Genomic DNA, 25,277 nt, shown 5'->3' with positions numbered 1-25,277 from the left:
AGTCTATTGGTCTTTTTTCAAATGACTTTTAATTGCATTACTGATTCTGGATCTATCATTATCCGACAGATTGCTACCACTTGGCAAACAGAGTCCATTGTCGAACATGGTTTCAGCAACTCCCGTGCCGTAAAACGGACTATCCTCAAAAACAGGTTGCATGTGCATAGGCTTCCAAAGTGGTCGACATTCAATATTCAAAGCAGCAAGTGATTCTCTTAAGTCTTCTCTAGTGAACCCAGTAATCTCACTATCAATAGTTAAAACGCTTAACCAATGATTACTGAAATAATCTGTAGATGGTTCAGAAAACAACCTAACACCTTCAACATCCCGGAATAAATTTACGTAAAATTCAAACATTTCACGTCTTGCACTTACTCTTTCATCCAAAACCTCCATTTGTCCACGACCAATTCCTGCAGAAATATTACTCAATCTATAATTGTAACCAATTTCGCTATGCTGGTAATGCGGAGCATCATCCCTCGCCTGAGTTGCGAGAAAAACAGCTTTTTGTTTCATTTTCTCAGTCTTAGTAACCAAGGCGCCACCACCAGACGTTGTGATGATCTTATTACCGTTAAATGACAAAATAGCCAATTCGCCGAAGGTGCCACAATTCTTACCACGGTATGTACTCCCAAGTGCTTCTGCCGCATCTTCAATGACTGGAATGTTATATTTATCTGCAATGGTATTAATTCGATCTACATGATATGGCATTCCATATAAGTGAACTGCAATAATAGCTTTCGGCGTTTTTCCTCTTTTTATTCTATCTTCTATAGCCATCTCCAGCTGATCAGGACAGATATTCAAAGTTTTAGATTCACTATCAATAAATATTGGAGTGGCACCCAGGTACTTTATAGGATTGGCAGAAGCTGCAAAGGTCATACTTTGACATATCACTTCATCTCCATTCGAAACACCAAGCATAATTAGAGCAAGATGCAAGGCAGCCGTACCAGAACTTAATGCAGCAACTTCAACATTTCCACCAAGATATTTTTTAATATCACTTTCGAATCCAGTAACGTTTGGACCCAAAGGTGCTATCCAGTTTTCATCGAATGCATCGTGAATATATTTTAACTCATTACCACCCATATGCGGGGAGGATAACCAGATCTTATCGTTTGCCATATTAATTCTTATTGTATTTAATTATTCGGCCTGGATTCCCAACCACAACGGCATGATCTGGAACATCCTTCAATATAACGGCGCCTGCACCAATTGTAACCCATTTGCCAATTTTTATTCCTGGAATAATTGAAGCTCCAGCCCCAATGTGGGAGCCTTCTCCAATACTTACTCCTCCAGTCACACTTGCACTTGGCGATACATGTACAAATTTAGCGATGCTTACATCGTGTTCAATGATAGCATTCGAATTAATAATGCTGTTTTCGCCTATTTTCGCTGAGTGGTTTATTACAGCTCCAGCCATGACAACAGATCCTTTTGACACAGTCGCTGCTTTTGAAACAGTTGCAGTTTTGTGAATCAATGCCTCATGTAGCTTTATATTATATTTTACACAAATATTCTTCCGAATCTTGTTATCTCCAATAGCAACAATTGTATTGTTCGTCTGAAGGATGTTTCTATCAACTGCATGATCGACCTGAAAACCAGCTAAATCAAATATTTCAGAATTATCATCTAATATATAATCTACGGTATCACCAGTTCCTGAATTGATAATATCAAGAATTACTTTTGCATGTCCGCTTGCCCCAAATAAAATCATTAATTGTTACCGTTAAAAGGTTCTGTGGTAGCCATGTTATCCGCATTTATTCCTTCAGAAATTACAACTTTTTTGATAGTTTTTAATAATATTTGAAGATCCAGAAAAAATGATTGCTTCTCTACGTACCACACATCATATTCGAATTTTTTGAGCCAGCTTATTGCATTCCTCCCGTTTACCTGCGCCCATCCTGTAATTCCCGGTTTAACTTCATGCCGTTTTAGTTGTTCGGCATTATATAGCTCTAGATACTGAGGAAGTAATGGTCTTGGACCAACAATACTCATGTCACCTTTCAGAACATTAAACAATTGTGGTATTTCATCAATTGAAGTCTTTCGAACAAAACTACCAATTTTGGTTAATCGTTCTGAATCCGGTAACAGATTGCCCGTTGGATCCTTTTCATCAGTCATGGTTTTATACTTCACTATTCTGAAAATATCCCCATTTCTACCAGGTCTCGCCTGATAAAAAAATGGCTTACCGTTGTTTGCCCGATATAATAATATAGTGACGACAATTAAAACCGGACTTAGAAGTACCAGCGCTATAACAGCAGCTAAAAAATCAAAGATTGGTTTAATTAAATTTCTATACATTCAGTTAATTCAGACATACTTCAGCTAGGGCGCGAATTTAATCATGTTTCAGAGAGCTTTCTAACTCTTTGTATTCTTTTAACAGAATTTGCCAAAAGTACTCTCTCTCATATTTTTTTTGAATTACTTGCCGAGCATTTAATGTTAGCTGACTTCTTAAATCTATATCATCGACTAATTTTTTCATAGCAACCTTCAGCGCTTCTTCCGACTTTACCGGTATGATAATTCCGTTCTCACCATTCTGGATGATTTCATTACAACCATTAATATTAGAAACGATTGCTGGTAATGACATGGCTCCCGCCTGTAAAACTACATTTGGAAAACCTTCTCGATACGATGGAAAAGTTAGAATATTTGCAATTGCAAAATATGGTCGAACATCCAGCTCGTAACCAGTAGTTATGATTTTCGGATTTTTTTCAATTTCCTGAATTATTTCTTCGGAAATTGGGTCCAGATCCTGCTCATAGGGGCCAATTAGCAGCAAACTACATTTCGGTGAACTAACTCTAAGTTCATTGAAAGCACGCACAAGTTCTTCAATACCCTTCTCTTTCACCAATCTCCCTACAAAGACAAAAACAATATCTTCCTGTGGAATACCAAATTTTGACCTTAAATCTGATTTGAAGTCTTCTGTAAATCGTTGAGGATCAAAATACGTCGTATCTATCCCATTTGAGCTTCCATTCCCTAACACCTTCAATTTAGATTCATTTGCATAATTTAAATCAAGAATGATTTTCTTTAATTCAAAAGAATTTGGAAATACTTTATGAGCTAGCTTATAAGTAAGCTTCTCTACAAAGTCTAAAATTCTTCTTTTGAAACCCTTTACTTCTAGCAATGGTAAACCTGCAACTGTATGTAGCCTTATTGGAACACCTGCGAGCCAACCAGCTAGCATACTAATGATACCTGCTTTAGGAGTATGACTATGAATAATCAAAGGTTTTTCTTTGCGTAAATAACTAGTGAGTTTAAATACAGCTTTAAGGTCAGCAATAGGAGTTATTGCTCTAGTCAATTCTACAGCGTAGGTTTCTACATTATTATCAACTCCATATTTTTCGAGTCTCTTTTCATCTGCAGCAACGGCTATAACCTGGTAATGCTGACTCATGAACGTAAGTTGTCCTTCAAGAAGTTTTTCCAGAGACAATGGTATAGTGGTGACACGAACAAGCTTTTGCATCTTATAAAGTCAAGTAAGTTACTTTATACCACTTTTGAAAACAAAAGAAAGCCCACACTCTAAAAGTATTGTCCTGTTTTCCGCTAATGTGATTTTCCACTAGATTCCGTACAAACTCTTTCTCGAATAAATTCTGTTCTTCCAAGAAGTGATTATCTATATAAGATTTTAACTCAGGTTTCAAATACCCTCTAAGCCAATCTCCTACGGGTACGCCAAAACCTTTTTTAGATTTATTTAAAAAATCTTTCGGGAAATACTCTTTAAAAGCTTCTTTCAAAATATATTTCTTATTCCATCCCTTCATCAAATAACCTTCTGGTAACTGAGCAGTAAAGTTCCAAAGCTTTTTATTTAAAAAAGGAGCCCGTGACTCCAAAGAAGTCAGCATACTCGTACGATCTACTTTAACCAGCATATCCCCTTCCAGACTTAAAATCCTATCGATATTACGAAAATCTGTTAGCTTCTCAGCTTTATTATTGATAGTGTTTTTGTAAGGTTGAAAGACTTTTGATTTCACCCATTTATCTTTGAGCAATTGCGCTACATCTTCTTCCTGAAAAGCGAGTGAAATTATATTATAATAGAAATCACCTTCATAATTGATCGCATTCATCAATTTTCTCAATTTAAATCGAGTTCCACGCTTATCATCTTTTGTACTTAGCACCGTATTTGCTACCGCTTTTAGTTTAGTATGTATAGGTTTTGGTACAACCGATGAGTATTTCTGGTTCATCTTACCAATATAGTACTTATTATATCCTCCAAAAATTTCATCTCCACCATCTCCGGTCAGAGCTACTTTAACTTGTTGTCTGGTTTTGTTTGCTACCAGATAAGTAGGAAGTGAAGAAGAATCTGCAAATGGTTCATCAAAATTGAGCAATATCTCATCTAAATTACCCTTTAAGTCATTTACAGAAATGATAAATTCATGGTGATTACTATTGATCAACTTAGCTACGGTACGGGATTTATCTGTTTCATCAAAGGATTTTTTCTCGAAACCTACCGAAAAAGTATCTATCTTATCTTTGACTTGTTTAGAAAGAGCCAGAGAAACCACAGATGAGTCCACACCTCCAGAAAGAAAAGTTCCCAAAGGAACATCGGCTACAGATCTACTTTTAACACTCTCAAGCACCAGATCGTGTGTTTTAGATTTCGCTTCTTTAAATGATATTTCAGGATCTATAGAAAGGAACTTATCATCTTTAATAGGAAAAGTTTTCGCTTGGAAATTTTCAAGCGTTATCTCCATATAGTGATTGGCCTCCAGCTTATGAACTCCTTCATAAATTGAATATGGCGCAGGAATATAGGTTAACCTGAAATAAAGATTTAGGCCTTCTTTTGAAATCTGAGGCTTTTGGGATAATTCTTTAACGAGCGATTTTAATTCTGATCCCCAAATTAGCTGGCTATCAGTTTTGGTATAATACAATGGCTTTTCTCCAAAAAAATCTCTGGCTATAAATATTTTATTTTTAGATTTATCATAAATACTAAAAGCAAACATACCATCCAACATCCCGAAACTTTCTGTACCCCATTCCTCATAGGCTTTCAAAATCACTTCTGTATCTGAAGTTGTTTTAAACTCGTGATTCTTTTCTAATAAAACATCTTTTAATTCCCGGTAATTATAAATCTCGCCGTTAAAAAAAATGAGCGCTTTTTTATCCTTGCTGAAAATAGGTTGAGCTCCCGTACCTAAATCAATAATCGATAGTCTGCGCATAGCCATAGCCACTGAATAATCCGAATTAGATTCAGTAAAAAACCCATCCTGGTCTGGTCCTCGATGGATAATTTTATTATTCATTCCCTCAAGCTGCTCTCTAAGACCTTCTTCACTGACATGGCCCCTAGTAATAAAGCCGTTAATTCCGCACATAGATATTTTTTAAATCTGCAAATATATAAGTATAAAGCTTATTCTTATTTTATTTTTTGACTAGCCTTCCTATATCATCCATATTTAGTGATGAATAGCCATGTTTTTTTCTCAAATTGTCAAAATGAATTAGAAGCTGCTTCAGGTCTTCCAGACTTTCATCCGGGTGATTCCCGAAATTATGTGGATGCCACCATAAATGATAAATTTCTCCGTTGAGAGCAGCTTTAGTCATTTCTCCTTTGATTCTTTTTAATTTTAAATCATTAAATCTTTTATTGGTAGAATAAGGTCTCAGAAATCTGGATGCTTTTTGAGATATTGGTAGGTTAAAATTAATAGGGTCTTCAGGCTGTTTGTAGGACTTATCATTAAGACCTACATAGGCATCACCGGTTCTAAAAATTTTATTTAGAATAGAGTTGTTTTTTGTACTCCTCCAATACCAATCGGTAGGATTAGAACGTACATTATCAATTCCCAAATTTTTGCAAACTTTCAAATATTCTTTATTAAATTGATTTCGGGGAAAAACAAGTGATGTTAAATTCACACCACATAGTATTGCCATGTCTACACACTGTTGAAGATCGGTCTCAAAACTATGAATAGTCTGGGCATGTTCAAGGCAATAGTAATGAGAATAGGTATGGGTGGCTACTTCCTGTCTGGGGGTATTTACAATACTTTTTATAATATCTGGCGCGAAACACAATACCTCGTTTTCTTCAGATTGAATTTTCTTGCCATAACTATATGCAGAAAGAGCCCGATTCTTATAATTTGGTAATACCTCAGGCATATTAGCATTCCATTCTTCCCAATTTTGATTAAAAAGCATGCCAACAGTTGCCCAGGTGCAGGCAATATTATAATCTTCAAATAGTTTGAGAATTTCAGGTATAATTTTGCGGGTATTAAGGAAATACTCCTTTTTTTCCATCCAATTAACTTTATCAAAGACACCCCATAATAATTCAAAATCTAAAGAAATTACTAAAGATCCATTTCCCATAGTTATTTAAAATTTTTTCCTAAAATCATTTAGCTATAAATTGTAAATGTTAGAAAGTCGTAAATATTATTAAATGAAAATAGCTCTATTTAATATTAATACAAGATCGGCTAAAATAAGAGTAAAAGAAATACTAGATTAAATCTAAATTTCATTGATTAAGAAGATTTGCTTGCTCGCTAGCATCTTAAACTGGTGTCAAATTTGAGTTTTTCCTTTTCTCTTTCAAACGTTTCAACTTCATGAACTTTTCATATTTTTTCTGTGCCAGGTAGTAATAAATAACAAAGAAAATATAATACATTACCATAGACTTCTGCCGCATAATAATCCCCAAATTAGACATGACGAAAGTCATTGCGAAAGAGGTCATAAAAAATATTACGAAACTCATCTTAACCACTGCCGGAGACTTCTTAATGAACTTGATAAAATCCTTTTTTAGAATTTTAAAAAAAAGTAAAAGATAGATTAAATTTTCTACTGAAACTATCAGACCCAATGCATTAGGCGCATCGATAAATAAAGGTCTGAACCAAAATGTGAATAATTTGAGTGGAAGTGGGTAAGAAGACATATCCACCCCAGAGCCGGCGTCACTCAAATCTTCTGAACGTTCTTCAGATTGTGCCTGGAAATCTTCGATTAAATTTTCAGAACCCTGTAAACCCATTACAGCTAAAATTTGATCCTGTACTAAAAGTAATGTTCCAATTAATACTACAAAAACAGAGGCCTTCTGCCAAAAAGGGATCTGCTCTTTTCCACTCATATATCCGGCTACTGCTCCCACAGCAACAAACATAAAAACATGTGGTCTAATGTGATATATAATGAACGAGCTCAAAATGAGTAAAAATATCCTGGATCCCGGTTTTACTATTCCATAAGTAAACATCATTAATCCAAAAAAGATAGTAGAACCTTTACCTAATGAAGCAGTCCAGAAATGCATGTTTGGCAAAAACAGTATAAGCGTTAAAAGATCGATAGATTTAAAAGCTTTTATTTTGATTGGTATTTTTTCCCTAAAGAATAGATAGGCATAGAAGAAACCTAAATACCCTAACCAAGCGAAAGACAGCATTTGCATCTCATAGCTAAAACCGATGGAATTGAGAGGATAAGCTAAAAAATCAATAAAATCGGTATCAGTTCCAAACAATTCAAACCAAGATCCATTATGAATATTAACATTGGCATAATATCCTTTTGAATCGGAAGGATTATTGTAAGCATACCATAGGTAAACGCCAAAAAAGATTAGATGATAAAAATAAAGAAGATTCATTTTCTTCTTATCCAAGAATCTATGCCTTTTCTGGTAAATATTAAATATCACCTGATTTATAGCGAAAAATAGTATTATTAAGAAGAGAACTCCTAGCATATCAAAATAATTCTAAGTCTCCCAGGCTATTATTCCAATTAGTAAGTTTTAAAAATTCCTCATTTTGGATATCTTCTACATTGAGAGTATTAAGGGTTAATACTGGTCCAAAATGCCCTTTTTTACCAGACATTTTCAATAAATTTGGGGAAAAACTAACCATCTGGCAGCTAAAATTACTTACCAATCTATCTATAATTGTTTTTAGTTCCTTTTTACTCAATAATTTTTCATCATAAATATACTCCGCTACCCTGAATTCCTTAAAACTACCTCTTTTTTTCACATAAGCAGCTAAATAATACCCGTTATCAGCGAGAACTTCATAAGACTGTAGTGGGTTTTCTTCATAACGCCACCTAAGCATCTCAGCAGATTTAGGAGTAAATAAACCAGGTTTAGCTGCTAATTTATTATTCCATTCTCTACATAAGCTATCTAAATGCTCATTGGTAATATTTTTTCTAATTTCATAAGATTTGCCAGTATTTTTAAATTTCAAAAATGAGAAAGAAGGCTTTATTCCTACATGTATTTTACCAACCTCCTTCCATCCCATTTTTAAATAGCCCGGCCGGCTTTGCTCATTTGGAGTATTAAATATAAAATGATAATCATTTGCTTTTGAGTTTTCAACAGCTTTCAAAGTTAATTTTTTAAAAACTCCCTTCCCTTGATGGCTTGGATGAGTAGCAGTATCTACCGCTCTCAATGCTTGAAATTTTTCTTTCCCGAATTGCCATTCCCAACGCATAAATGCACGAACTCCTATAGTTTCTTTATTTTCATCAGCAATTAAAACAATAGATTTTCCAAATGGATTCTCTAGATGCTTGTATTTCCATACTTTTTCTGAAAGTTCTAGTTGATCTTCTCCCAAGCTGGCTTTTAAAACCTTGACAATTTTAGGAATATCATATTCATCAGCTTCCCGAATTTCCATAAGTAACAATTTCTATATTATAATTTCACTTGAATATTAGAATTTCAAATACAGTTTTAAAAAGAAACCTGATATGAACTGGAGTCTTAAACTTACCTATAGGTTTTTAAAAAAAATTTAAGAGATTCATAAAGCCAGTAAATAATAAGCTTTTCATATCGAGAATCAATAGATATGCGAAATTTTACCAACTATTAATTTTTTGGTGCTAGCTCCATATAGCACCTCTCTAATTCATCTACCATATTTTCCAGGCTAAAGGCATCTACTACTCTTTCTCGCGCTGCTGCTTGTAGCATCTTCCTTAAAGAAGTATTATTTAATATTTTAGTACAATTCTCTGCAAGCATTTTTGAATCTCCAACCTCACTCAATAGTCCATTTTTGTTATGTTCTATGACTTCCACCACTCCCCCGGCTTTGGTTGAAACAATAGCGCAACCAATACTCATGGCCTCCAGTAAGGCTATGGGCAATCCCTCAAACTGGGAACTCATCATGAATATATCCATAGCAGATAGATAGGCAACGGTATTAGTTTGTAATCCCGGAAGAATAATTTTTCCTTCGAGATCAAGTGCTTTTATAAGCTCTTGAATTTCAGATTGTTTTGGGCCAGCACCAACTATTAAAGCATATACGGCCGGCATTGATTCATTAATGACCTTAAAAGCTTTGACCCAAGAAACCAGATCTTTTTGTTCTCTGAAAACCGCTAAATTTCCAACCACTAATGCATTCTTGGGGATTTTATATTTCCTTTTTATATTATTTGCAGCTTTTTCATCCCTAAAAAATTTCTGGGTATTTACGCCATTTAATAGGGTTTGTACTGAAATATCCGGGTTGATATTTTCCGATATAGATTTACTAACATCAGCAGAAACACCAATAGCTTTACTTTGCCAATTAAATGTAAAGGCATTTAATTTTTTAGTTGCTACGTGATAGCGCTCCTGAATATTATGTTCGGTATAAATAAGAGGTATGCCAGTTTGTTTATAAACAAGCCTTGAGAGAAAACCAGACCAGGGTAAATGAGAATGAATAATATCTATATTATTTTTCTTACAGTATTTAGCAACTTCATTATACTTTGAGAGTAAACTGAGATTATTATTTGCCTCTATACATATAACTTTCCCTCCCTGTTCGCTAATTTCCTTAACCATCTGGTTCTTCCAGGGAAGGAAATAAACGTAATCGAACTCAAATTTTTCTTTATTATGAAGTCTTAGTGTTTCTGGCAACAACATCTCTGCTCCTCCACGACCCAATGATTTGATAATGTGGAGTACTTTTATCTTTCTCATTTGATAGAAATTGGTTGTTTGATTGACCCAGCTTCAAAATTAATTATTAAAAGAAGGAGTTCAGCGTATAACCCGAGATTTGATAAGACTTTAACATCTCTCAGGAATCTTCAAATTAAGGATAAGTCGTTTGAGAGCCCTTCATTAGGTCTCTGTATAGATCTTCAAATTTGATGGCATTCTTAACCGGATTAAAATCCATTTCAACCATATTATAAGCATTAGAACCAAGTTTTAACTGCAAAGTTTCATTAGTTAGAATTTCTATTACTTTCTCTGCAAATTTTTCTTTATTAAAGTCATCTATAATAAAACCGGTTTGATTATCAATTAAAACTTCTTTAACACCACCTACATTGGTGGCCACCGTAGGAACTTTTTGAGCGGCTGCTTCAAGAATTACTCCCGGCACCCCTTCTACTTTACTGGATAATACAAAACAGTGTGCAGCGGCAAGAATTTCTGGAATATCACTTCTAAAACCTGTCACAAAAACTGTTTCCTGAAGATTAAATTCCTGAATTCTGTTTCTAATATTTTCAAAATGCACGCCATTCCCTACCATTACTAATTTTAAGCGATTATTGATTTTTTTGATCTCTTTAAAAACTTCCAGTAAAAACTCATGGTTTTTCTCTAAACTAAAATTGCCAATATGCACAGCGATCCTATCTTCAGATTTCATTCCAAAATCCTCCTTTATAGGAGCTATACTTGATTGCTCAATTTTTTTTAACGGTATCCCTCTTCTTATTACTGAAATCTGTTTCCTAGGATATTGCAAAGCTACTACAAAATCTTCAGCCGCCTCTGACCCTACGGAAGTTACATGCTCTATGCGTTCAAACATCTTTCTATAAACAAAGGTTTTTAAAGAACCGTTTAACCAGACGCTTATCATACTTATATTTCGATATGTAATAGGAATGGAGGAAGTAAAATAAGAAGCCGCAACCATATATTTCAATGTATCTGAACCATTACACTGTATAACATCCGGGCGTTCTCTCCTTATCAATTTTACGAGATTCTTAATCAACGTAGCAGAAAATGTTCTTTCCGCTTCAACCAAATCTTCATGATGAGCGCCAGAAACCTCCAACACATTACTGTCGTTTCGATATAAGCCTACAAAAATTATATCATGTCCTAGTAAAAGCAATTCTTTACTTAGGTTTGCAGCGAATACTTCGGCGCCACGATACTGTCTTTTTGTTACCAACTGGAGTATTTTCATTTTGACTTTATTAAATCCCTATACATTTGTAACATTTCAGTATTAATTTTTTCTAACTTATATTTTTTTTCAAAATTTGTATAGGAATATTCACTGAGCTCTTTTCTCAAGTTTTCATCATTATATAATTGATAAATATTATCTCCAAGCTTCTGATAATCGCCAGGATCACAAAATAGCGCACCTTTTTCACTTCCTACCACCTCTTTTAATACTGGTATGTTTGAACAAATGCAGGGAAGTTTTGCAGCAAAAGCTTCAATAAGTGCTCCGCCAAGACCTTCATAATAGGATGGAAAAACGAATACATCAGCTTTCACCAATCTTTCTTCCACATTTTTTACAAATCCCGGGATCTCTACCTGATCTTCCAGATCATTTTCAGCAATAAAGTCATTTATCTTTTTTGTATAATGGCCGGGTCTACCTAGCAATTGAAATTTTATATCTGTCAACTGATATTTACTACGTAGATACTTGAGAGCTTTTAGTATATCTATTTGAGCTTTGGCAAACTCCTGTCTTCCAGCATTTATAAGAGTGAAATTTTTATTTTCTGATTTTACCCCCAAGAATTTATTCTCATACCTACCCCTATAAATTACCCTAAAATTATTCTTTATCCCGTATATAGGTATATAATGGTTTAAGACCTCCTTAGTAATTGAGTGATAAAAAATGTCAGGAATCATTCTTGCCGTCCATTTATCCAATTGTTTTGCTAATAAAAATTTATGCCACGGCAGTTGGTTATCTTTCTTACGTTCGTGCGAATAAGGTGTATTAACCAGACTCTGCACTACACTGCCACTTTTGTAAAATAGCCGGGCAAAGCGTAACACAATATTCGAGTCTACCAGAACAGAATGAATGATATCCGGTCTTTCTGATCTTAGAATTTTCAGGAGAAATTGACTTTTAGTTTTATAACCCTTCTTACCCCAGTAGTATAATGTTCTTACTCCAGAATCTTCAACTTCTTCTTCCAAGCCAATTTTACGACGCTCTAGGCATACAAAGGAAACTGAAATATCTGGTTTGCCATGAAGAAATTTGGCAAATTCAACCATCGACCTCTCAGCTCCTCCTGCACCTAACGAATTCATTAGTAGTAAAACTTTCATAGATTTTTTTTCTTGAGCTTATAAATTACAGCCTTCCGTCGAGATCTCCAGCCGAGAAACTTAAAGAAGCAGGTATCTTTTCTTTATCACCCTTAACAACTACAATTGAATTGTGCCTCTTTTTTGAAATATAAAAATTAAGGTTAAGCAATGGCGTATTTAGATAAAAAACAATATATACATTTATATAATTTGCTAAGGCCGTTACCGCAGATTTATGCATTTGGTAATCTCCAAGTATATCTTGAATAATTAGAGTTTTAACACCTTTAATTTTCTCTAATTTGTAAAACAATAACACCTGTATAGAATCTTTTTCAAATTTAGCTACCTTATATAATTTATCCAGATAACGCCATCGCAGATAGTTACCGGAGAAATTAGTTCTGAAGTCTGGAGATGCTAGATTTATATTTTGTAAGTCAAACTCTTTCTGTTCCAAAAGTTTTATAGACCCTTTTCTTTTCAGATTAAATGTTAATGCAATTTTGAAATTTAAATCCTTATCGTATTTATTCCAACCCATTTTGATATAACCGGGAAAGCTATTAATATTAGGTGTGTTGAATACAAAATCATACTCTCCCTTACAGTCATCAAGCCCTTGTAAGGTTAGTTTTTTAAAAATCCCTTTTCCTCTATATTCTGGATGCGTGATGGTATCTACAGGACGTATGGCTCTTAATACCCTGTTCGCTTTGCGAAATTCCCAGAACATGAACATTCTCGCACCAACAATTATATTCTTATCCCTCGCTAATAAACCATAGGATTTTCCGAAAGGATTATCATAATGCTTCCACATAAAATTTTCAGTAGTATGATTATCACTTAAACTGGTGCGGAGAAGTGCAACTATCTCAGGTACGTCATTTGAATAATTGATCGGATTTAAATTCATAAATTCAAGTAGATAAGGATTTTTTTAAAGACAATATTCTGGAATGAAGACCCGAGACTTTCACTTTGAATTCTGGTAAATCATCATTTGTATTAACTGCTATACGGGAAATCCTTAAAGGATTCAAACTTTTTTTATTCAATTCATGATTAAATAAAAAAGCTACTGAAATACCTTTGTTCTGGATTAATTTTTCAGTACGATGATCCCAGTTGCCATTAGGATAGGCGAACACGTTGAAATAAGCAAACGGCAACTTTTCAAATCTCTTTTGAACTTGGTTTAATTCTTCTTCTATCTCCTCATCTGAACAGTTATTCAACATAGGGTGAGTATGGGTATGATTGGCAATTGCAACTTTGTTGACACTTAATTCTTCAAGTTCTTTAGTATTCAATTGGCGACAATCTAAAGTTGGAATTTTACTTAAGTATTTCTGTCTTTCTATTTCCGGAACTTGTTTTAATAAATTAACTTTCTGGCGGGCTCTTGTGTATGTTTCACCTTCATTCTCATAATACTTTTCTATTTGCTTCCACCAAAAACCTTCATAAGTATCTATTAAGCCCGAAATAACAAAAAGTATAGCCGGTAATTCATATTTTTTTAATACTGGTAATCCATTTTCATATACTGAAAAATCGCCGTCATCAAAAGTTATTAGTAAAGACTTTTTTGACAGTTCTGTTTTACCCTGGGCCGCAAGTTGCAGTGTATTAATATCAATAATTTTAAACTCAGATTTCAAATACCGAATCTGGGTTTCAAATTTGCCTCTATCAGGCACCGTATGATATGCTAGAACTCGAAGGGGTGAGGAAGAACGTTCAAGATAAATAGAAGAAAAATGATTTAAAAAATTGTATAATTTTGATCTCATGAATTTGATAATATGGGATATTGATTCACCTCCATGCGCGAGAAAATATTTGTGCCGGCTTATCTTTGAGCAAATATATTAAATTGCGCCCAATACCATAACCAAGCTAAAACATTTACAGCTTTATTAAGAAGCTTACCGTAATAAAACACAACCTGAAAAGTTAGTATTGGGTATGCTAAGAGAAATACTATAGCCTGAAAAAGGATTATCGACCAAAAAATTAAAAATGTCCAAAATTATATATATCACTTATCGGGATGAAAAGATCCCCGATAACTCGAAAGAACGAGTAGAACAAATAACTTCTGAACTTAATCCGGATAATATTCAAGCAAACCCATCATACTGCTTTCAAAGTGGATCCAATATTTGCGGTTTATCCAACCCCTTAAGTATTATCCAAACAGAAGGAACAAATGTCCTCCTAGGAAATATTTTGAATAATCAAAAGAATTGGAAAAACCCATTAGAATATTATCCAGATGGAAATTATGCTATTTTTAGAAGTAACACTCAATTAGTTGAAGTAGTCACAGATATCTTGAGTACAAGAACAGTATGGTACTATAAAGATGATAAAATTTTTATTTGTTCAACTTCCCAGAGAGCAATAATCAAATTTTTATCAAATTTCAGCTTTAACGAAAAAGTAATTCCATGGATAATCTCCACTGGTTCATTGGGACCTTTATATAGTTGGGATCAAAGAATAAAGAGAATCCCTGCCGCAACTAGCTTGGTTTTGGACATTTCTAAATGGAAATTGAAATTACATTCTGTTTCATACGATCAACAAAATAATTTCAAAACTTTGGGATTGAAGGAAAAAATTTATCATGCCTTAAATAACCATCAAATTAATCTTAATAAATGGGCATTATCGCTGTCAGGAGGTCATGACTCAAGATTAATTCTACTGCTCTTAAACAAATTTAAACCTAAAGATAAGCAACTAAGAACCATTACCTGGGGGACTAAAGTTTCGCATGACGAAAACGGGACTGACGCATACATAGCTGAAAAACTAGCTTTAAATTATAACACCGATCATTCCTTTTTCTCTACTAAAATTTCTCAAGAACCCATTGAAATGCTTTTAAATAGATTTCTAAAGAATGGTGAAGGAAGAATAGACCATGTTTCATCATACATGAATGGATTTGATATTTGGAAATATTTATTTGAGAATAAATACGAAGGGATTTTGCGAGGAAACCAGCTTTTTAGCGGACTTAAACCGGTATCCGAATTAGATATACGCAGATTTATGGGGCTCTCGCTAATTTCAGATTTTGAAAACTTAAAGAAACATGATTTTCTAAATTCTTTTGATCAATATGTTCCAGGAAAGCTAGAACGCCAAAAAACTGAAAATCTTCGTCAGTATCGAGATCGAATTTTAGCAGATTACAGAATACCGATTATTCAGGCCGCACTATCAGATCTCAAATTCCCCTATGTAGAACAGTTTGATCCATTATTAGTTAATTCTATTGTTGAAGAAATAAAAAATACTCCAGATAAACAGCGCAATGAAAAGAAAATAATGAAAGAACTGTTAAGAGCATTGGACAACGAGATTGAATTTGCTAAAATAGACGCGACAAAACCTAAGGAAGAATTATTTCAGCAAGAAAAAATGGTGACGGAAATCTTAAAAGAACTAGAGTCTATGACTGCACAAAGGATTTTCCCCGAAACTTTTCTTAAGGATGTAAAAAACATACTTGAAAAACGAAAGAATTCCCGACCTACTAAACCTATGAATTTATTTAAAAGAATTTTGTCAAGTATTCTCCCACTCAAACTTAAAAAAAAGTTAGTTAAATCTTTTCAAACTTCAAATTTAAATCCATTCACTTTAGGTTTTAGAATACTTGTCATAACTAAAATGAACCGGATCTTAAATGAAGATGCAGATGGAAATAATACTTTCTACAAGCTCCCATAAAGTTTGTATAATTGCAAAGTTGGTATCTCCGAAATACCAAACTATAAGTTACTAAACCTATGCTCTATGTCAAAAATATTGTATGTATATTTTAGGAAGCCCTGTGAAAACTCTTTTCAAAAAAGAAAAGTCAAAAATATTTGCGATAGTTTTAATCCTGATAATATTAGCCCTGCTCCTACTTTCCTCTTCAGTGATAAAAATAATGTATACGGAATAAGTAATCCTACAGCTAACTTAAAAAAAAACGGTACAAATGTTTTATTAGGTAAACTTTTCCATAAGAATGAAGATTGGCGTAAGACAGAAATTGATTATCCAGATGGAAATTATGCTATTTTCAGATCTAATAAAAACAAGATTGAGGTTGTATGTGACAATCTTGGAACCAGATGCGTGTGGTACTATTTTGATGATGATTTATTTATTGCTTCAACTTCCCAAAAAGGTATAATAGAATTTCTCGGAAATTTTCAGTTTGATCGTTTAGTAATTCCATGGATTATTTCCACAGGCTCCCTAGGACCCTCGCATGCCTGGGATAAAAGAATTGAAAAAGTTCCTGCAGATGGCTCTGTCGTTATAGATAAAAATTTGTGGACGCTACATACCAAATCAAATCCAGTTAATTTTAATCCTCAAATATTACCTATTGAAAAACAAGAAAAAAAATTATTTGATGCGTTAGCTACTACGTTTAAAAATTTAGACAAAATTCAAAATTGGAATATAACACTATCTGGGGGACATGACAGCAGAGCTATCTTACTTTTATTGAAAAAATTTGGAAATATAAAAGAAACCTTCAAGACTGTCACATGGGGAGAAAAAGCAGCGATGAAGGATAGTAATGGGGATGTTATAATTGCACAAAGAGTCGCAGAAAAATTAAATACATGTCATAAATATTTTCCAACTGAATCTTCCAAAGAAAACACTAACGAAATAATAGAAAAATTCCTGAAACATGGTGAGGGGAGAATCGATCATATAGCCGGGTATCTAGATGGATTTTTTATTTGGAAAAACCTTTATGAAAATGGGGTTCAAGGAATTATACGAGGTGATGAAGTTTTCGGGTATAATAAAATTCTCTCACCGCTTATTGTGAATAGTTTTATGGGACTTACCCTTTGCTCAGACTTTTCAAATCTAAAAAAATATGAGTTTATTCAAAACTTGGAACAAAAAAAACCCAATTATCTAATTCAACGAAAAAATGAATCTATTCATACCTGGAGAGATCGCATCTTCCATCAGTATAGAATTCCATACATCCAATCTGCATTAGCAGATTTGAAATTTCCGTATGTAGAGCAGATAAACCCTTTTCTCTCAAAGAAGATTGTTAAGGTAATGAGAGAGCTGCCTGACGATCTTAGGACAGACAAAAGATTATTTAAACAAATCATGACTAAAATCGATATTAATATACCATATGCCAAGCGCGACTCGAATGGCTTAGTGATAAATATTGTAAAACAACGAAGTATGGTTAGTTTAATTAAAGAGGAGCTCTCATCTGCCGATGCAAAAGCTATATTTCCAGAAGATTTTCTTAACCAAGTAATTCAAAATCTAAGAATTGAAAATAAAGAGAAGAAAATTAAAAATAAGTCTTTTTTAAAGCTAGTTAAGCAATCTATTCCTACTAATTTTAAAAGATTCCTCTCTCAAAGAAGAAACACTTTAATGTTAGATGATAATGTTTTGGGATTTAGGGTTCTAATTATCTGTAGAATGCATAAAAAGTTGAGTAATGTGGTTAGTAAGACTGTTGAATAGATTAGAAAAATGAGAAGGATTATTACAATTAAATTGAAAATAAAAAAAAGTAAAAGTAGTATGATCTACTTTACCACTAAGATTTGAAATAAACCTTTACTAAAAGAGAAAGAAATTCCATCAAATACAAAAACACAGATTATCGGATTAATCGAACTATTATTCTAAATTTATATGTTAATTATTTCGAAACGGCAACTTTGATTAATTTTTCTCTCTTACATTTACTGTCTAAAATCTAAATACTTAAATATGAAAAAGTTCTTACTAATTGCCTTTTTAGGCACTACATTATTGTCATGCTCTACAGAGAGCATAGAAACAGATTATCAGCAAGTTCAAGAAGTGAATGCTAGCGCAAATGACTGTTCAACTCTTGCAGGGCCAGATAATTCAATCGATTTGACACCTGCCCAGATTGAAGCTAATTATAATAGCGTTTCTAGATTACAGGTATTATACAACAGCCTACTAACTAAAAGTGTTAGAGGTACTGGAGCATGGTCCCCATCTATCCAAGACTTAGCTGGAAGGTATGTAAATTCTTCCGATAAATTTGGAGCTTATACTTCAGTTTATACAGTAAATAGTGGAGATTGCACTGATTCTGCAGAAATAACCGTTAATGTAGTTCCCGTTTGTAATGTAAATGCAGGTGCTGATAATACCTCGACGGTTTTGACTATTTCGCAGGTTGAAGAAAATTACAATTCTCTTTCTCGATTGGAAGTTCTGTATAAAACTTTAATAGCTGAAGGAGTTAGTACGAATGGAACTTTTAATCCTACCATAGCGCAAATTGCCTCGAGATATACCAATGCTCAGGATAAAACCGGGTATTATTCTACTATTTACACTGTTGGTTCCGGCAACTGTATTGATTCAGCTGAATTAGCTATAACTGTAGTGAAGGATCAAGCTACTGAACCTATATGTACTGTAAACGCGGGCCCAGACAATTCAATTAACCTAACAACCTCTCAAATCTCGGCTAATTATAATAGCGTTTCGAGATTGAAAGTTCTATATAGTAAACTTTTAGGGGATGGCGTTAGTAGACAAGGAACCTGGAATCCTACAATTGAGCAACTTGCCAATAGATATGTAAATGCCAGTGATAAAACTGGAATATATACCAGCACTTACACTTTGACAGAAGGTGAGTGTTCAGATTCTGCAGATATTTCTATAATGGTGACTCAGTAGAGCAAGTTTCTTTTGAGACTGGCTAATTTAGGTTAGCCATTTAAAAATAGCGAGGATTATTATCCCCGCTATTTTTTTATACTATAATCTGATGCAATTAAATATAATGGTTCAACAAGTTTTGATTTTAAAGCAATATAAATTTTGACCAGGATATTATGAAGAACCCATTTATTCGGTTCGCTGCTAAATAAATTTCCATTTTTCATTTGTCAAGCAGCTTTGTTCTGGTTTTCAATATTGGTTATAAGGTATTTCATTTTCTATACCCTGATGCCTTCCTTGATGGTTATAATAATCAGAAGATGTTTTTGAGTTGCTTGTATGGTTCTATTCCAGATTCTGGTAAATTGGGATGGATGCTTCCATAACGTACACTTTTCTTGCTATATTAGTACAATGCTTTTCTTTCTCGTTCATTTTGAGTTAATTATTTCTCTAGAGCATAACTAGGGATGAAAACCTTCGAGGTAAACTAACTTACTTCCTTATCCATATTAATAATTTCAGGCTGATTATGCTTACCGATAGCTTCCTAGACTATTTCTTTACATCAATGAAAATCCATAGATCGACAAGGACTAATTAGATAAAGAGGTTGTGCAAGACTCTCTTCGCTACTAGCACATGAAAACCTTCCGCTTAGGATTGTTGGTAATATCAATTACCCATGACTGATAATTATGATTTAATCTCAGGTTGTGGAATGATTAGGTATAACCATACTGTTCTTTGTCTTATATAGAGGTTTATTTTCTGAACATAATGGTCTGAAGCCTTGTATTTCAAGTGATCAACATTATTTGCGCTGATCTTATATTAGTATCCGGGTGAGCTAGGTAAGTCAAACTTATGCATTCTTGAAAATGTGAGGGTAATAATGTTAATACATGAGTAGCCTCGGCTCTCAATTGCGTTAGCCTTCTACACGCGATTACATATATAGTCCACCTCTATGAATATGAAAAGGTTACGTTGTCGAATTGGAACCCTTTTGACATTGTTCTGTACTAATAGAGGTTTTAAAGAAAGGAGTATTATAAAATATCTACTTTACTCAAGGCTAACAGATCATTTTAAGTACGGACCTTTTCCTCTCCAACTTTCGATTTCTAGGACGTGCTATTTTTTGAGAAAAAAGGGGCATTTTTTGAATTTTCCTGTTATCAGGTAGTGATCTTGTGCTGGGCGGTTTCGATTTTCTGTACTAATCCCCTGATCTTTAAAACTACTATAATACTAAACTTTGAGGTGAATCTTCTTCGTATCTCCATACAGTAAGAAGTTATTTTTGATCTTAATTTACTGTCCTTAAATTGGAGAAGTAATCAAATCTTGCGCGTTAAAGCTAAGCAATTTATACCTCGATATTACTGAACATATGAAAAATCAATAGGAGTTCAGCGCTTATAAGAAATCACATATCACCTAAAAGCATCTTTGTATTTATTTAGAAAAGAAATAGTTAGATTTGGAATTAACCCATCTTATTCTTTTAACTTTAAGCACTTTGTTTAATAAAGTAAATTTCTAAGAATCCTATTTAATTTAACTTAGGTATTCAAATCGCTTTTGATCTTGTTTATTGCATAATAATATGAATTTTCCTGAATAGTATTATCTTTTAAAAACTTATGAATGTAATCATCATACTTTGCCTCATCGATTTGAAAAGGTTTTTCTGGCAACTTAAAGGTTTTATCCATATAAATTTGTTTGAATCCTAATGCATTTTCGAAGAACGATGTGAATTTTTGAATCAGATCAAAATCTTTCATCAGAAATTCATCTTTAAATAAAATTACCGGTTTTCTGTAAAAAACTGCAAATCCTAGAGCTGTACTACTATGCCCAAATACTATCTCAGCATTCTTTATAAGTTCATTAGTAGCTCCTATCCTAGTATCAAATCCTTTGAATTTATCTGCTAGTTCCTGCTCCAATTTAACTGCATCAGGATGAAGTGCGATAATTACTTTATCAAGATGCAATTCCTCTTTAAGTTTCCACAAAGTTTTTTCTAAATTCTTATAGTACAATTCTATGTATTCATGTGGAATTGGAGGAGTTATCTTGGGATGTAATCGATCCTGAAATGGTAATACCTGATCCAAGAATACTCCAATTTTCAAACCTTCTGAAAAAGTTGAAGATTTTTCTTTAATAATATTATTTATATCATCTGCATGCACAACAATTCTATTATCCTTTTTGATAGTTAAATAAGCTTTCGTTGGAATTACGTAATTAGTACTACATAAATAATAATCTGGGATGAAAATCTTATATTTCCATCTATAAATGGGTGCAAAGAGATGAAGAGGTAACATTTTATCCGCTTTCTTAACAACCTTATCAAATATAATCCTAAGCTTATTAGTAGGAAATTGAGCTGTAGAAAATCTCTTTGTATGATACGAAAGAACCTTATCTTGTTTCCTTACTAGAATTCGAAGTATAGGAGCCGCAAAATTCATATACTGATCAAATGCCACGTACAATACTGGGTCTTTACCTAAGCTTTGCTTAAAGTTATAAAAATCTTCTTCGGTAGAACATTCAATTTTGTTATTTAATATAATCTCTTCTGTAGCTGTCGATTTATTTCCATAGAATCTTGTAGCATCAAGCATAACAACATCAAATCCCTCTTTAACAAGTCGATCTAATTGAAAAATTTGTTTATGAGCGTCTCTTAAAATATTTGGAGAGAAAAATATAACTTTCATATGATAATTCTAAGCGAAATGATTTAATGATAATGCTGTTCCTTTTTCAAGATCTTCCATAACTGATTTCCCAAGAATGTCACTATAATACTTCGGATGTAATCCGTACCCAGGTCTTATCGCTCTTATATTTTTTTCAGTTATTTTTTCGCCTTTGGCAATATCCTCAGCGACATAAAGGGAACGAGAAAATTCCCTACCTTTTTTCTGTTTCTCTGTTAAACTATAATCTACCTTACCTATTGCCTTTTCAGCTTCTCTAACACCTTTCACCATTTCTGTAAATTCTTTTTCATCCATGGAAAAAGAAGCATCAGGACCCCCAATGCTTTTATCTAATATAAAGTGCTTTTCAATTACTTTAGCTCCCATCACTGTAGAAACAATAGGGACAGTAGACCCCATTGTATGGTCAGACAAACCAGAAAGGACATTATACCGCTGAGCGAGATCTTTTACCATAATCATATTGGCTTCTTCTATAGGAGCAGGGTAGGATGAGGTACATTTTAAAAGTATTATCTGGTCATTTCCCCTTCTTTTACAGGCATCCAAAGCCAACTCGATATCTTTAGAATCTGCTATACCTGTGGATATAATAACCGGTTTTCCTTTTGAAGCTACAAGTTCTATTAATGGAATATCTGTTATTTCAAAGGACGCTATTTTGTAGGCTGGCACATTCAGTTCTTCAAGCAATTCTACTGCCGTAGAATCGAATGGTGAGGAAAAGCAAATTAAATCTTCTTCCTCAGCAACTTCAAACAAACGCTTGTGCCATTCCCAGGGTGTATAAGCCTCTTTATAAAGATCGTGGAGATATTTACCATCCCAAATAGTCCCCTGGCTTAACATGAAATCTGGTTTATGCACATCAAGGGTCATTGTATCTGCGGTATATGTCTGAAGTTTAATAGCATCTGCACCTGCCCTTTTTGCAGCCCTTATAGTTTCTATAGCCGTATTAAGACTACCATTATGATTAGCAGAAAGTTCTGCTATAATGAATACAGGACTTTTATGATCGATATTAAAATTTTTAATTTTCATATGGTATTTTATTATCAGAACTATTTAAAAAAATAAAATCTAATTGTTTTAATTAATTAATCTCACAATGGAAAAAGCTTCGGCAAATTCTTTACCCGCAACTATACCCCAGCGTTGAGCCAGAATTTTTAGAGCTTCAGGTGATCTGGGATGAGGGTATTTCCTTTTTTCAAATTCGTAGCTCTCCATTCCTTTTATTTTGGCTTCCAGATTACTCTTGGAGACTTCAATAAACATATTTGGCACAAAATGCTTTGGATCTGTAGGTGCTCTCCATTCAGTACCTGAAGGTGTCTCAAAAGAAATTAGTGTATGAACTTTTTCTTCTTTAAGAGGTCTTATTGCTGTTAATACAGCCTCAAAAGTTCTTTGATGATCAATATTTACATCTCCCAAATGATGGGTAAATACAATTTCAGGCTGGAAAGCTGTTTTTTCTTTCTCAACCACTTTAATTATATCCAATAAAGCCACCGTATCAAATCTATTATCCGGAAAATCGTATATCCCTACTGATTCATAACCTATAGCAGAACGCGCACTCTCAATATTATCCCTATGAATTTTCAACTCATCCGACCACTTAGCGGCATCTCTACTATCAGATCTTGAAGTAATCCCTTCCCCTAAAATAACTGCTCTTACTTTGCAATCATACTCATGAATTAGCTTATGCATTGTTGCTCCAACACCTAATAATTCGTCATCGGGATGTGCAACAAAAACTAATATTCTTTTATTTCTTAATGATTCTAACATCTGCTATTATTTCTTTTTTGGATTTCAAAGAAGCTCGTGAAAATTCAAAACGAAAATTTTCTGATTCTATGAATGCTAGAGGATAACCATCACAATCAAGCATTCTTATATGGTCATAAATTTCCAAAATTTCTTGAAGTTTGCTAATATCGCCCTGCTCGGGCTTACGTCGTTTGAATTCCACTATTTCTCCATCCTGTTTCTTTGGAATTAAATCTCTCTCTATAATTTCATTAATCATTTTTTCCACTATCGTGGTAGTCCTTAAAAAGATTTCCTGAGCAGTACCTAATAATTGCAAATCCTTTTTCAAGTATACAGGACCTGTATCAAGGCCTTCTTCCACCCTTAGGGCAGAAATTTTTGTATGAGTATGCCCTTTAATTATTAAATTCTGAAGAGGACTTCCACCTCTTCCATAAGGCAGATCGGTCATATGAAAGACTACACATTCAAAATTTTCAAAGATTTTAGCCGGAATAATATAGGACCAATGCGGAATAAAAATTTTTTCAGGATTTATTTTTTTTAACTCTTCGTAAGAAAAGTTATTTTTATCATCAATTAAAGTCCAGTTAAAGTCAGGAAAATTAGTTATGAGTTTATAGTAAATTTCTTTATGCCAGTTTTTTTCAGAAAGAACAATAAAATTTTTCATTTATAAAGGTATTCAATTATTTCATCATCACTTTTACTAATTTCAAACCCCAAGTGTTCAAAAACTTTACGGGAAGCAATATTGTTTGATTGCACCACTGCTCTTTTTTCGCCGGTAATTTTATGTAAACTAAGTTCAACCATCTTCCTACCGAAACCTAGGCCTCTATAATTTTTATCAATTGAATAATCTATATCCCAAATTCCGTTAGCGTTTAAGTCATATCGAATTTGACCTACAGGTAAATCATTGTATTCAAGTATAAAGATTTTAGAAAAAGAACTAGTAAGTTTTTGATTAAACCAGGATTTGTGCTGCTTCCATTTTATTTTTCGGCTATCTAGCGAGTTTTCTCGGACATCCTCGTCGTTAGCCCATTTAAATAACAAAGTACAATCCTCATCCTTTATTGGTCTCAAATTTTGCACCATTTACTAATTCTACATTTTAATCAATTTTCTCTAAAAAAAAGACCACAGCCTTACCATCTATCACAACATCATTCTTATCATTCTCTACCCATGTTCTCAAGGTTATGATTGGTTTATCCTCTCTGATATTAATTATCTCCGCCCATGCCGTTACTTCCTGATCTATAAATACAGCTTGCTTAAAAGAAGTCTCCTGGCTCAAATAAATGGTTCCCGGTCCAGGAATTTTACTGCCTAGGATTCCTCCAATTAGTGAAGTCACCATAGGGCCTTGAACAATTCTCTGTCCAAACCTACTTCTTGCGGCATAATCCTCATCAAAATGGATAGGATTTTCATCCCCCGAGGTAGATGAAAAATTTAAAACGTCACGTTCTGAAAATTTTTTAGATAAACAAGCTTTATCTCCTAATTTAAATTTCATATTACTAATT

22 protein-coding genes are annotated in these 25,277 nt (G+C 33.6%); 3 read left to right on the top strand and 19 right to left on the bottom strand.

The features are described from left to right. Positions 1–3 precede the first annotated feature (3 nt). The 13 genes from T8I65_RS05875 to T8I65_RS05815 all read right to left on the bottom strand — a co-directional run bounded on the left by T8I65_RS05875 (position 4) and on the right by T8I65_RS05815 (position 14,271). Positions 4–1,149: a DegT/DnrJ/EryC1/StrS family aminotransferase gene (locus T8I65_RS05875; protein ID WP_322302468.1), complete on the bottom strand. Its 1,146-nt coding sequence runs from the start codon at positions 1,147–1,149 to the stop codon at positions 4–6. A 1-nt stretch (position 1,150) separates the two neighbouring features. Beyond that, complete coding sequence (locus T8I65_RS05870) at positions 1,151–1,759, bottom strand: acetyltransferase (protein WP_322302467.1); 609 nt, start codon at positions 1,757–1,759, stop codon at positions 1,151–1,153. Continuing rightward, a complete protein-coding gene (locus T8I65_RS05865) occupies positions 1,759–2,364 on the bottom strand; it encodes a sugar transferase (protein ID WP_322302466.1) in 606 nt (201 codons plus the stop codon). Before T8I65_RS05865 ends, T8I65_RS05870 begins: the two co-directional genes overlap by 1 nt. A gap of 37 nt (positions 2,365–2,401) precedes the next feature. Beyond that, complete coding sequence (locus T8I65_RS05860; protein ID WP_322302465.1) at positions 2,402–3,565, bottom strand: glycosyltransferase family 4 protein; 1,164 nt, start codon at positions 3,563–3,565, stop codon at positions 2,402–2,404. 1 nt (position 3,566) lies between these two features. Beyond that, positions 3,567–5,468 carry an asparagine synthase (glutamine-hydrolyzing) gene (asnB, locus tag T8I65_RS05855; RefSeq protein ID WP_322302464.1) on the bottom strand — a complete coding sequence of 634 codons (1,902 nt, stop codon included), beginning with the start codon at positions 5,466–5,468 and terminating at the stop codon, positions 3,567–3,569. Positions 5,469–5,517: 49 nt separating this feature from the next. Continuing rightward, positions 5,518–6,411, bottom strand: a complete 894-nt coding sequence (locus T8I65_RS05850) for a polysaccharide deacetylase family protein (RefSeq protein WP_322302463.1) — start codon at positions 6,409–6,411, stop codon at positions 5,518–5,520. A gap of 259 nt (positions 6,412–6,670) precedes the next feature. Then, positions 6,671–7,789 (bottom strand): hypothetical protein, encoded by a 1,119-nt coding sequence (locus tag T8I65_RS05845; RefSeq protein WP_322302462.1) that lies wholly within the window; start codon positions 7,787–7,789, stop codon positions 6,671–6,673. 85 nt (positions 7,790–7,874) lie between these two features. Further along, entirely contained in the window at positions 7,875–8,816 is a 942-nt protein-coding gene (locus T8I65_RS05840; RefSeq protein ID WP_322302461.1) for a GNAT family N-acetyltransferase, read from the bottom strand. 194 nt (positions 8,817–9,010) lie between these two features. Beyond that, positions 9,011–10,129, bottom strand: a complete 1,119-nt coding sequence (locus tag T8I65_RS05835; RefSeq protein WP_322302460.1) for a glycosyltransferase — start codon at positions 10,127–10,129, stop codon at positions 9,011–9,013. A 115-nt stretch (positions 10,130–10,244) separates the two neighbouring features. Continuing rightward, positions 10,245–11,366, bottom strand: coding sequence for a glycosyltransferase family 4 protein (locus T8I65_RS05830; RefSeq protein ID WP_322302459.1), 1,122 nt, complete (start codon positions 11,364–11,366; stop codon positions 10,245–10,247). Next, positions 11,363–12,490, bottom strand: a complete 1,128-nt coding sequence (locus T8I65_RS05825) for a glycosyltransferase family 4 protein (protein WP_322302458.1) — start codon at positions 12,488–12,490, stop codon at positions 11,363–11,365. Before T8I65_RS05825 ends, T8I65_RS05830 begins: the two co-directional genes overlap by 4 nt. A 25-nt stretch (positions 12,491–12,515) precedes the next feature. Then, positions 12,516–13,391 (bottom strand): GNAT family N-acetyltransferase, encoded by an 876-nt coding sequence (locus T8I65_RS05820; RefSeq protein WP_322302457.1) that lies wholly within the window; start codon positions 13,389–13,391, stop codon positions 12,516–12,518. A 4-nt stretch (positions 13,392–13,395) separates the two neighbouring features. Next, positions 13,396–14,271 (bottom strand): polysaccharide deacetylase family protein, encoded by an 876-nt coding sequence (locus T8I65_RS05815; protein WP_322302456.1) that lies wholly within the window; start codon positions 14,269–14,271, stop codon positions 13,396–13,398. Positions 14,272–14,500: 229 nt separating this feature from the next. On the opposite strand from T8I65_RS05815, the gene T8I65_RS05810 reads away from it, so the two are divergent. From T8I65_RS05810 to T8I65_RS05800, 3 genes are all read left to right on the top strand, one after another. Continuing rightward, positions 14,501–16,225, top strand: a complete 1,725-nt coding sequence (locus T8I65_RS05810; protein WP_322302455.1) for an asparagine synthase-related protein — start codon at positions 14,501–14,503, stop codon at positions 16,223–16,225. A gap of 66 nt (positions 16,226–16,291) precedes the next feature. Beyond that, entirely contained in the window at positions 16,292–18,010 is a 1,719-nt protein-coding gene (locus tag T8I65_RS05805) for an asparagine synthase-related protein (RefSeq protein WP_322302454.1), read from the top strand. 252 nt (positions 18,011–18,262) lie between these two features. Further along, the gene (locus T8I65_RS05800; protein WP_322302453.1) at positions 18,263–19,216 is read left to right on the top strand and encodes a hypothetical protein; all 954 of its coding nucleotides are present in this window, start codon (positions 18,263–18,265) and stop codon (positions 19,214–19,216) included. Between the two features lie 1,553 nt (positions 19,217–20,769). On the opposite strand, the gene T8I65_RS05795 is transcribed toward T8I65_RS05800, so the two are convergent. The 6 genes from T8I65_RS05795 to T8I65_RS05770 are packed head-to-tail and all read right to left on the bottom strand — an operon-like array spanning position 20,770 to position 25,267. Beyond that, entirely contained in the window at positions 20,770–21,945 is a 1,176-nt protein-coding gene (locus T8I65_RS05795) for a hypothetical protein (protein WP_322302452.1), read from the bottom strand. Positions 21,946–21,954: 9 nt separating this feature from the next. After that, a complete protein-coding gene (gene pseI / locus T8I65_RS05790; RefSeq protein WP_322302451.1) occupies positions 21,955–22,995 on the bottom strand; it encodes a pseudaminic acid synthase in 1,041 nt (346 codons plus the stop codon). Positions 22,996–23,043: 48 nt separating this feature from the next. Next, positions 23,044–23,754 carry a PIG-L family deacetylase gene (locus T8I65_RS05785; RefSeq protein WP_322302450.1) on the bottom strand — a complete coding sequence of 237 codons (711 nt, stop codon included), beginning with the start codon at positions 23,752–23,754 and terminating at the stop codon, positions 23,044–23,046. Beyond that, a complete protein-coding gene (locus T8I65_RS05780) occupies positions 23,732–24,412 on the bottom strand; it encodes a formyltransferase family protein (protein WP_322302449.1) in 681 nt (226 codons plus the stop codon). The genes T8I65_RS05785 and T8I65_RS05780 overlap by 23 nt, the downstream gene beginning before the upstream one ends. Then, positions 24,409–24,831, bottom strand: coding sequence for a GNAT family N-acetyltransferase (locus tag T8I65_RS05775; RefSeq protein WP_322302448.1), 423 nt, complete (start codon positions 24,829–24,831; stop codon positions 24,409–24,411). The genes T8I65_RS05780 and T8I65_RS05775 overlap by 4 nt, the downstream gene beginning before the upstream one ends. Before the next feature lie 28 nt (positions 24,832–24,859). Then, entirely contained in the window at positions 24,860–25,267 is a 408-nt protein-coding gene (locus T8I65_RS05770) for a MaoC family dehydratase (RefSeq protein ID WP_322302447.1), read from the bottom strand. Positions 25,268–25,277: the final 10 nt, after the last annotated feature.

The sequence above is a fragment of the Christiangramia sp. OXR-203 genome (assembly GCF_034372165.1).
Classification (GTDB): domain Bacteria; phylum Bacteroidota; class Bacteroidia; order Flavobacteriales; family Flavobacteriaceae; genus Christiangramia.
This window is presented reverse-complemented; position numbering and strand designations above follow the sequence as displayed.

What these genes read in the sequence shown, in the direction of transcription:
- T8I65_RS05805 (WP_322302454.1), top strand. Translation starts at nt 16,292, where the DNA reads ATGTCAAAAATATTGTATGTATATTTTAGGAAGCCCTGTGAAAACTCT.
- T8I65_RS05865 (WP_322302466.1), bottom strand. Translation starts at nt 2,364, where the DNA reads ATGTATAGAAATTTAATTAAACCAATCTTTGATTTTTTAGCTGCTGTT.
- T8I65_RS05780 (WP_322302449.1), bottom strand. Translation starts at nt 24,412, where the DNA reads ATGAAAAATTTTATTGTTCTTTCTGAAAAAAACTGGCATAAAGAAATT.
- asnB (WP_322302464.1), bottom strand. Translation starts at nt 5,468, where the DNA reads ATGTGCGGAATTAACGGCTTTATTACTAGGGGCCATGTCAGTGAAGAA.
- T8I65_RS05810 (WP_322302455.1), top strand. Translation starts at nt 14,501, where the DNA reads ATGTCCAAAATTATATATATCACTTATCGGGATGAAAAGATCCCCGAT.
- T8I65_RS05835 (WP_322302460.1), bottom strand. Translation starts at nt 10,129, where the DNA reads ATGAGAAAGATAAAAGTACTCCACATTATCAAATCATTGGGTCGTGGA.
- T8I65_RS05870 (WP_322302467.1), bottom strand. Translation starts at nt 1,759, where the DNA reads ATGATTTTATTTGGGGCAAGCGGACATGCAAAAGTAATTCTTGATATT.
- T8I65_RS05815 (WP_322302456.1), bottom strand. Translation starts at nt 14,271, where the DNA reads ATGAGATCAAAATTATACAATTTTTTAAATCATTTTTCTTCTATTTAT.
- T8I65_RS05825 (WP_322302458.1), bottom strand. Translation starts at nt 12,490, where the DNA reads ATGAAAGTTTTACTACTAATGAATTCGTTAGGTGCAGGAGGAGCTGAG.
- T8I65_RS05785 (WP_322302450.1), bottom strand. Translation starts at nt 23,754, where the DNA reads ATGTTAGAATCATTAAGAAATAAAAGAATATTAGTTTTTGTTGCACAT.
- pseI (WP_322302451.1), bottom strand. Translation starts at nt 22,995, where the DNA reads ATGAAAATTAAAAATTTTAATATCGATCATAAAAGTCCTGTATTCATT.
- T8I65_RS05770 (WP_322302447.1), bottom strand. Translation starts at nt 25,267, where the DNA reads ATGAAATTTAAATTAGGAGATAAAGCTTGTTTATCTAAAAAATTTTCA.
- T8I65_RS05860 (WP_322302465.1), bottom strand. Translation starts at nt 3,565, where the DNA reads ATGCAAAAGCTTGTTCGTGTCACCACTATACCATTGTCTCTGGAAAAA.
- T8I65_RS05795 (WP_322302452.1), bottom strand. Translation starts at nt 21,945, where the DNA reads ATGAAAGTTATATTTTTCTCTCCAAATATTTTAAGAGACGCTCATAAA.
- T8I65_RS05875 (WP_322302468.1), bottom strand. Translation starts at nt 1,149, where the DNA reads ATGGCAAACGATAAGATCTGGTTATCCTCCCCGCATATGGGTGGTAAT.
- T8I65_RS05820 (WP_322302457.1), bottom strand. Translation starts at nt 13,391, where the DNA reads ATGAATTTAAATCCGATCAATTATTCAAATGACGTACCTGAGATAGTT.
- T8I65_RS05840 (WP_322302461.1), bottom strand. Translation starts at nt 8,816, where the DNA reads ATGGAAATTCGGGAAGCTGATGAATATGATATTCCTAAAATTGTCAAG.
- T8I65_RS05850 (WP_322302463.1), bottom strand. Translation starts at nt 6,411, where the DNA reads ATGGAAAAAAAGGAGTATTTCCTTAATACCCGCAAAATTATACCTGAA.
- T8I65_RS05830 (WP_322302459.1), bottom strand. Translation starts at nt 11,366, where the DNA reads ATGAAAATACTCCAGTTGGTAACAAAAAGACAGTATCGTGGCGCCGAA.
- T8I65_RS05800 (WP_322302453.1), top strand. Translation starts at nt 18,263, where the DNA reads ATGAAAAAGTTCTTACTAATTGCCTTTTTAGGCACTACATTATTGTCA.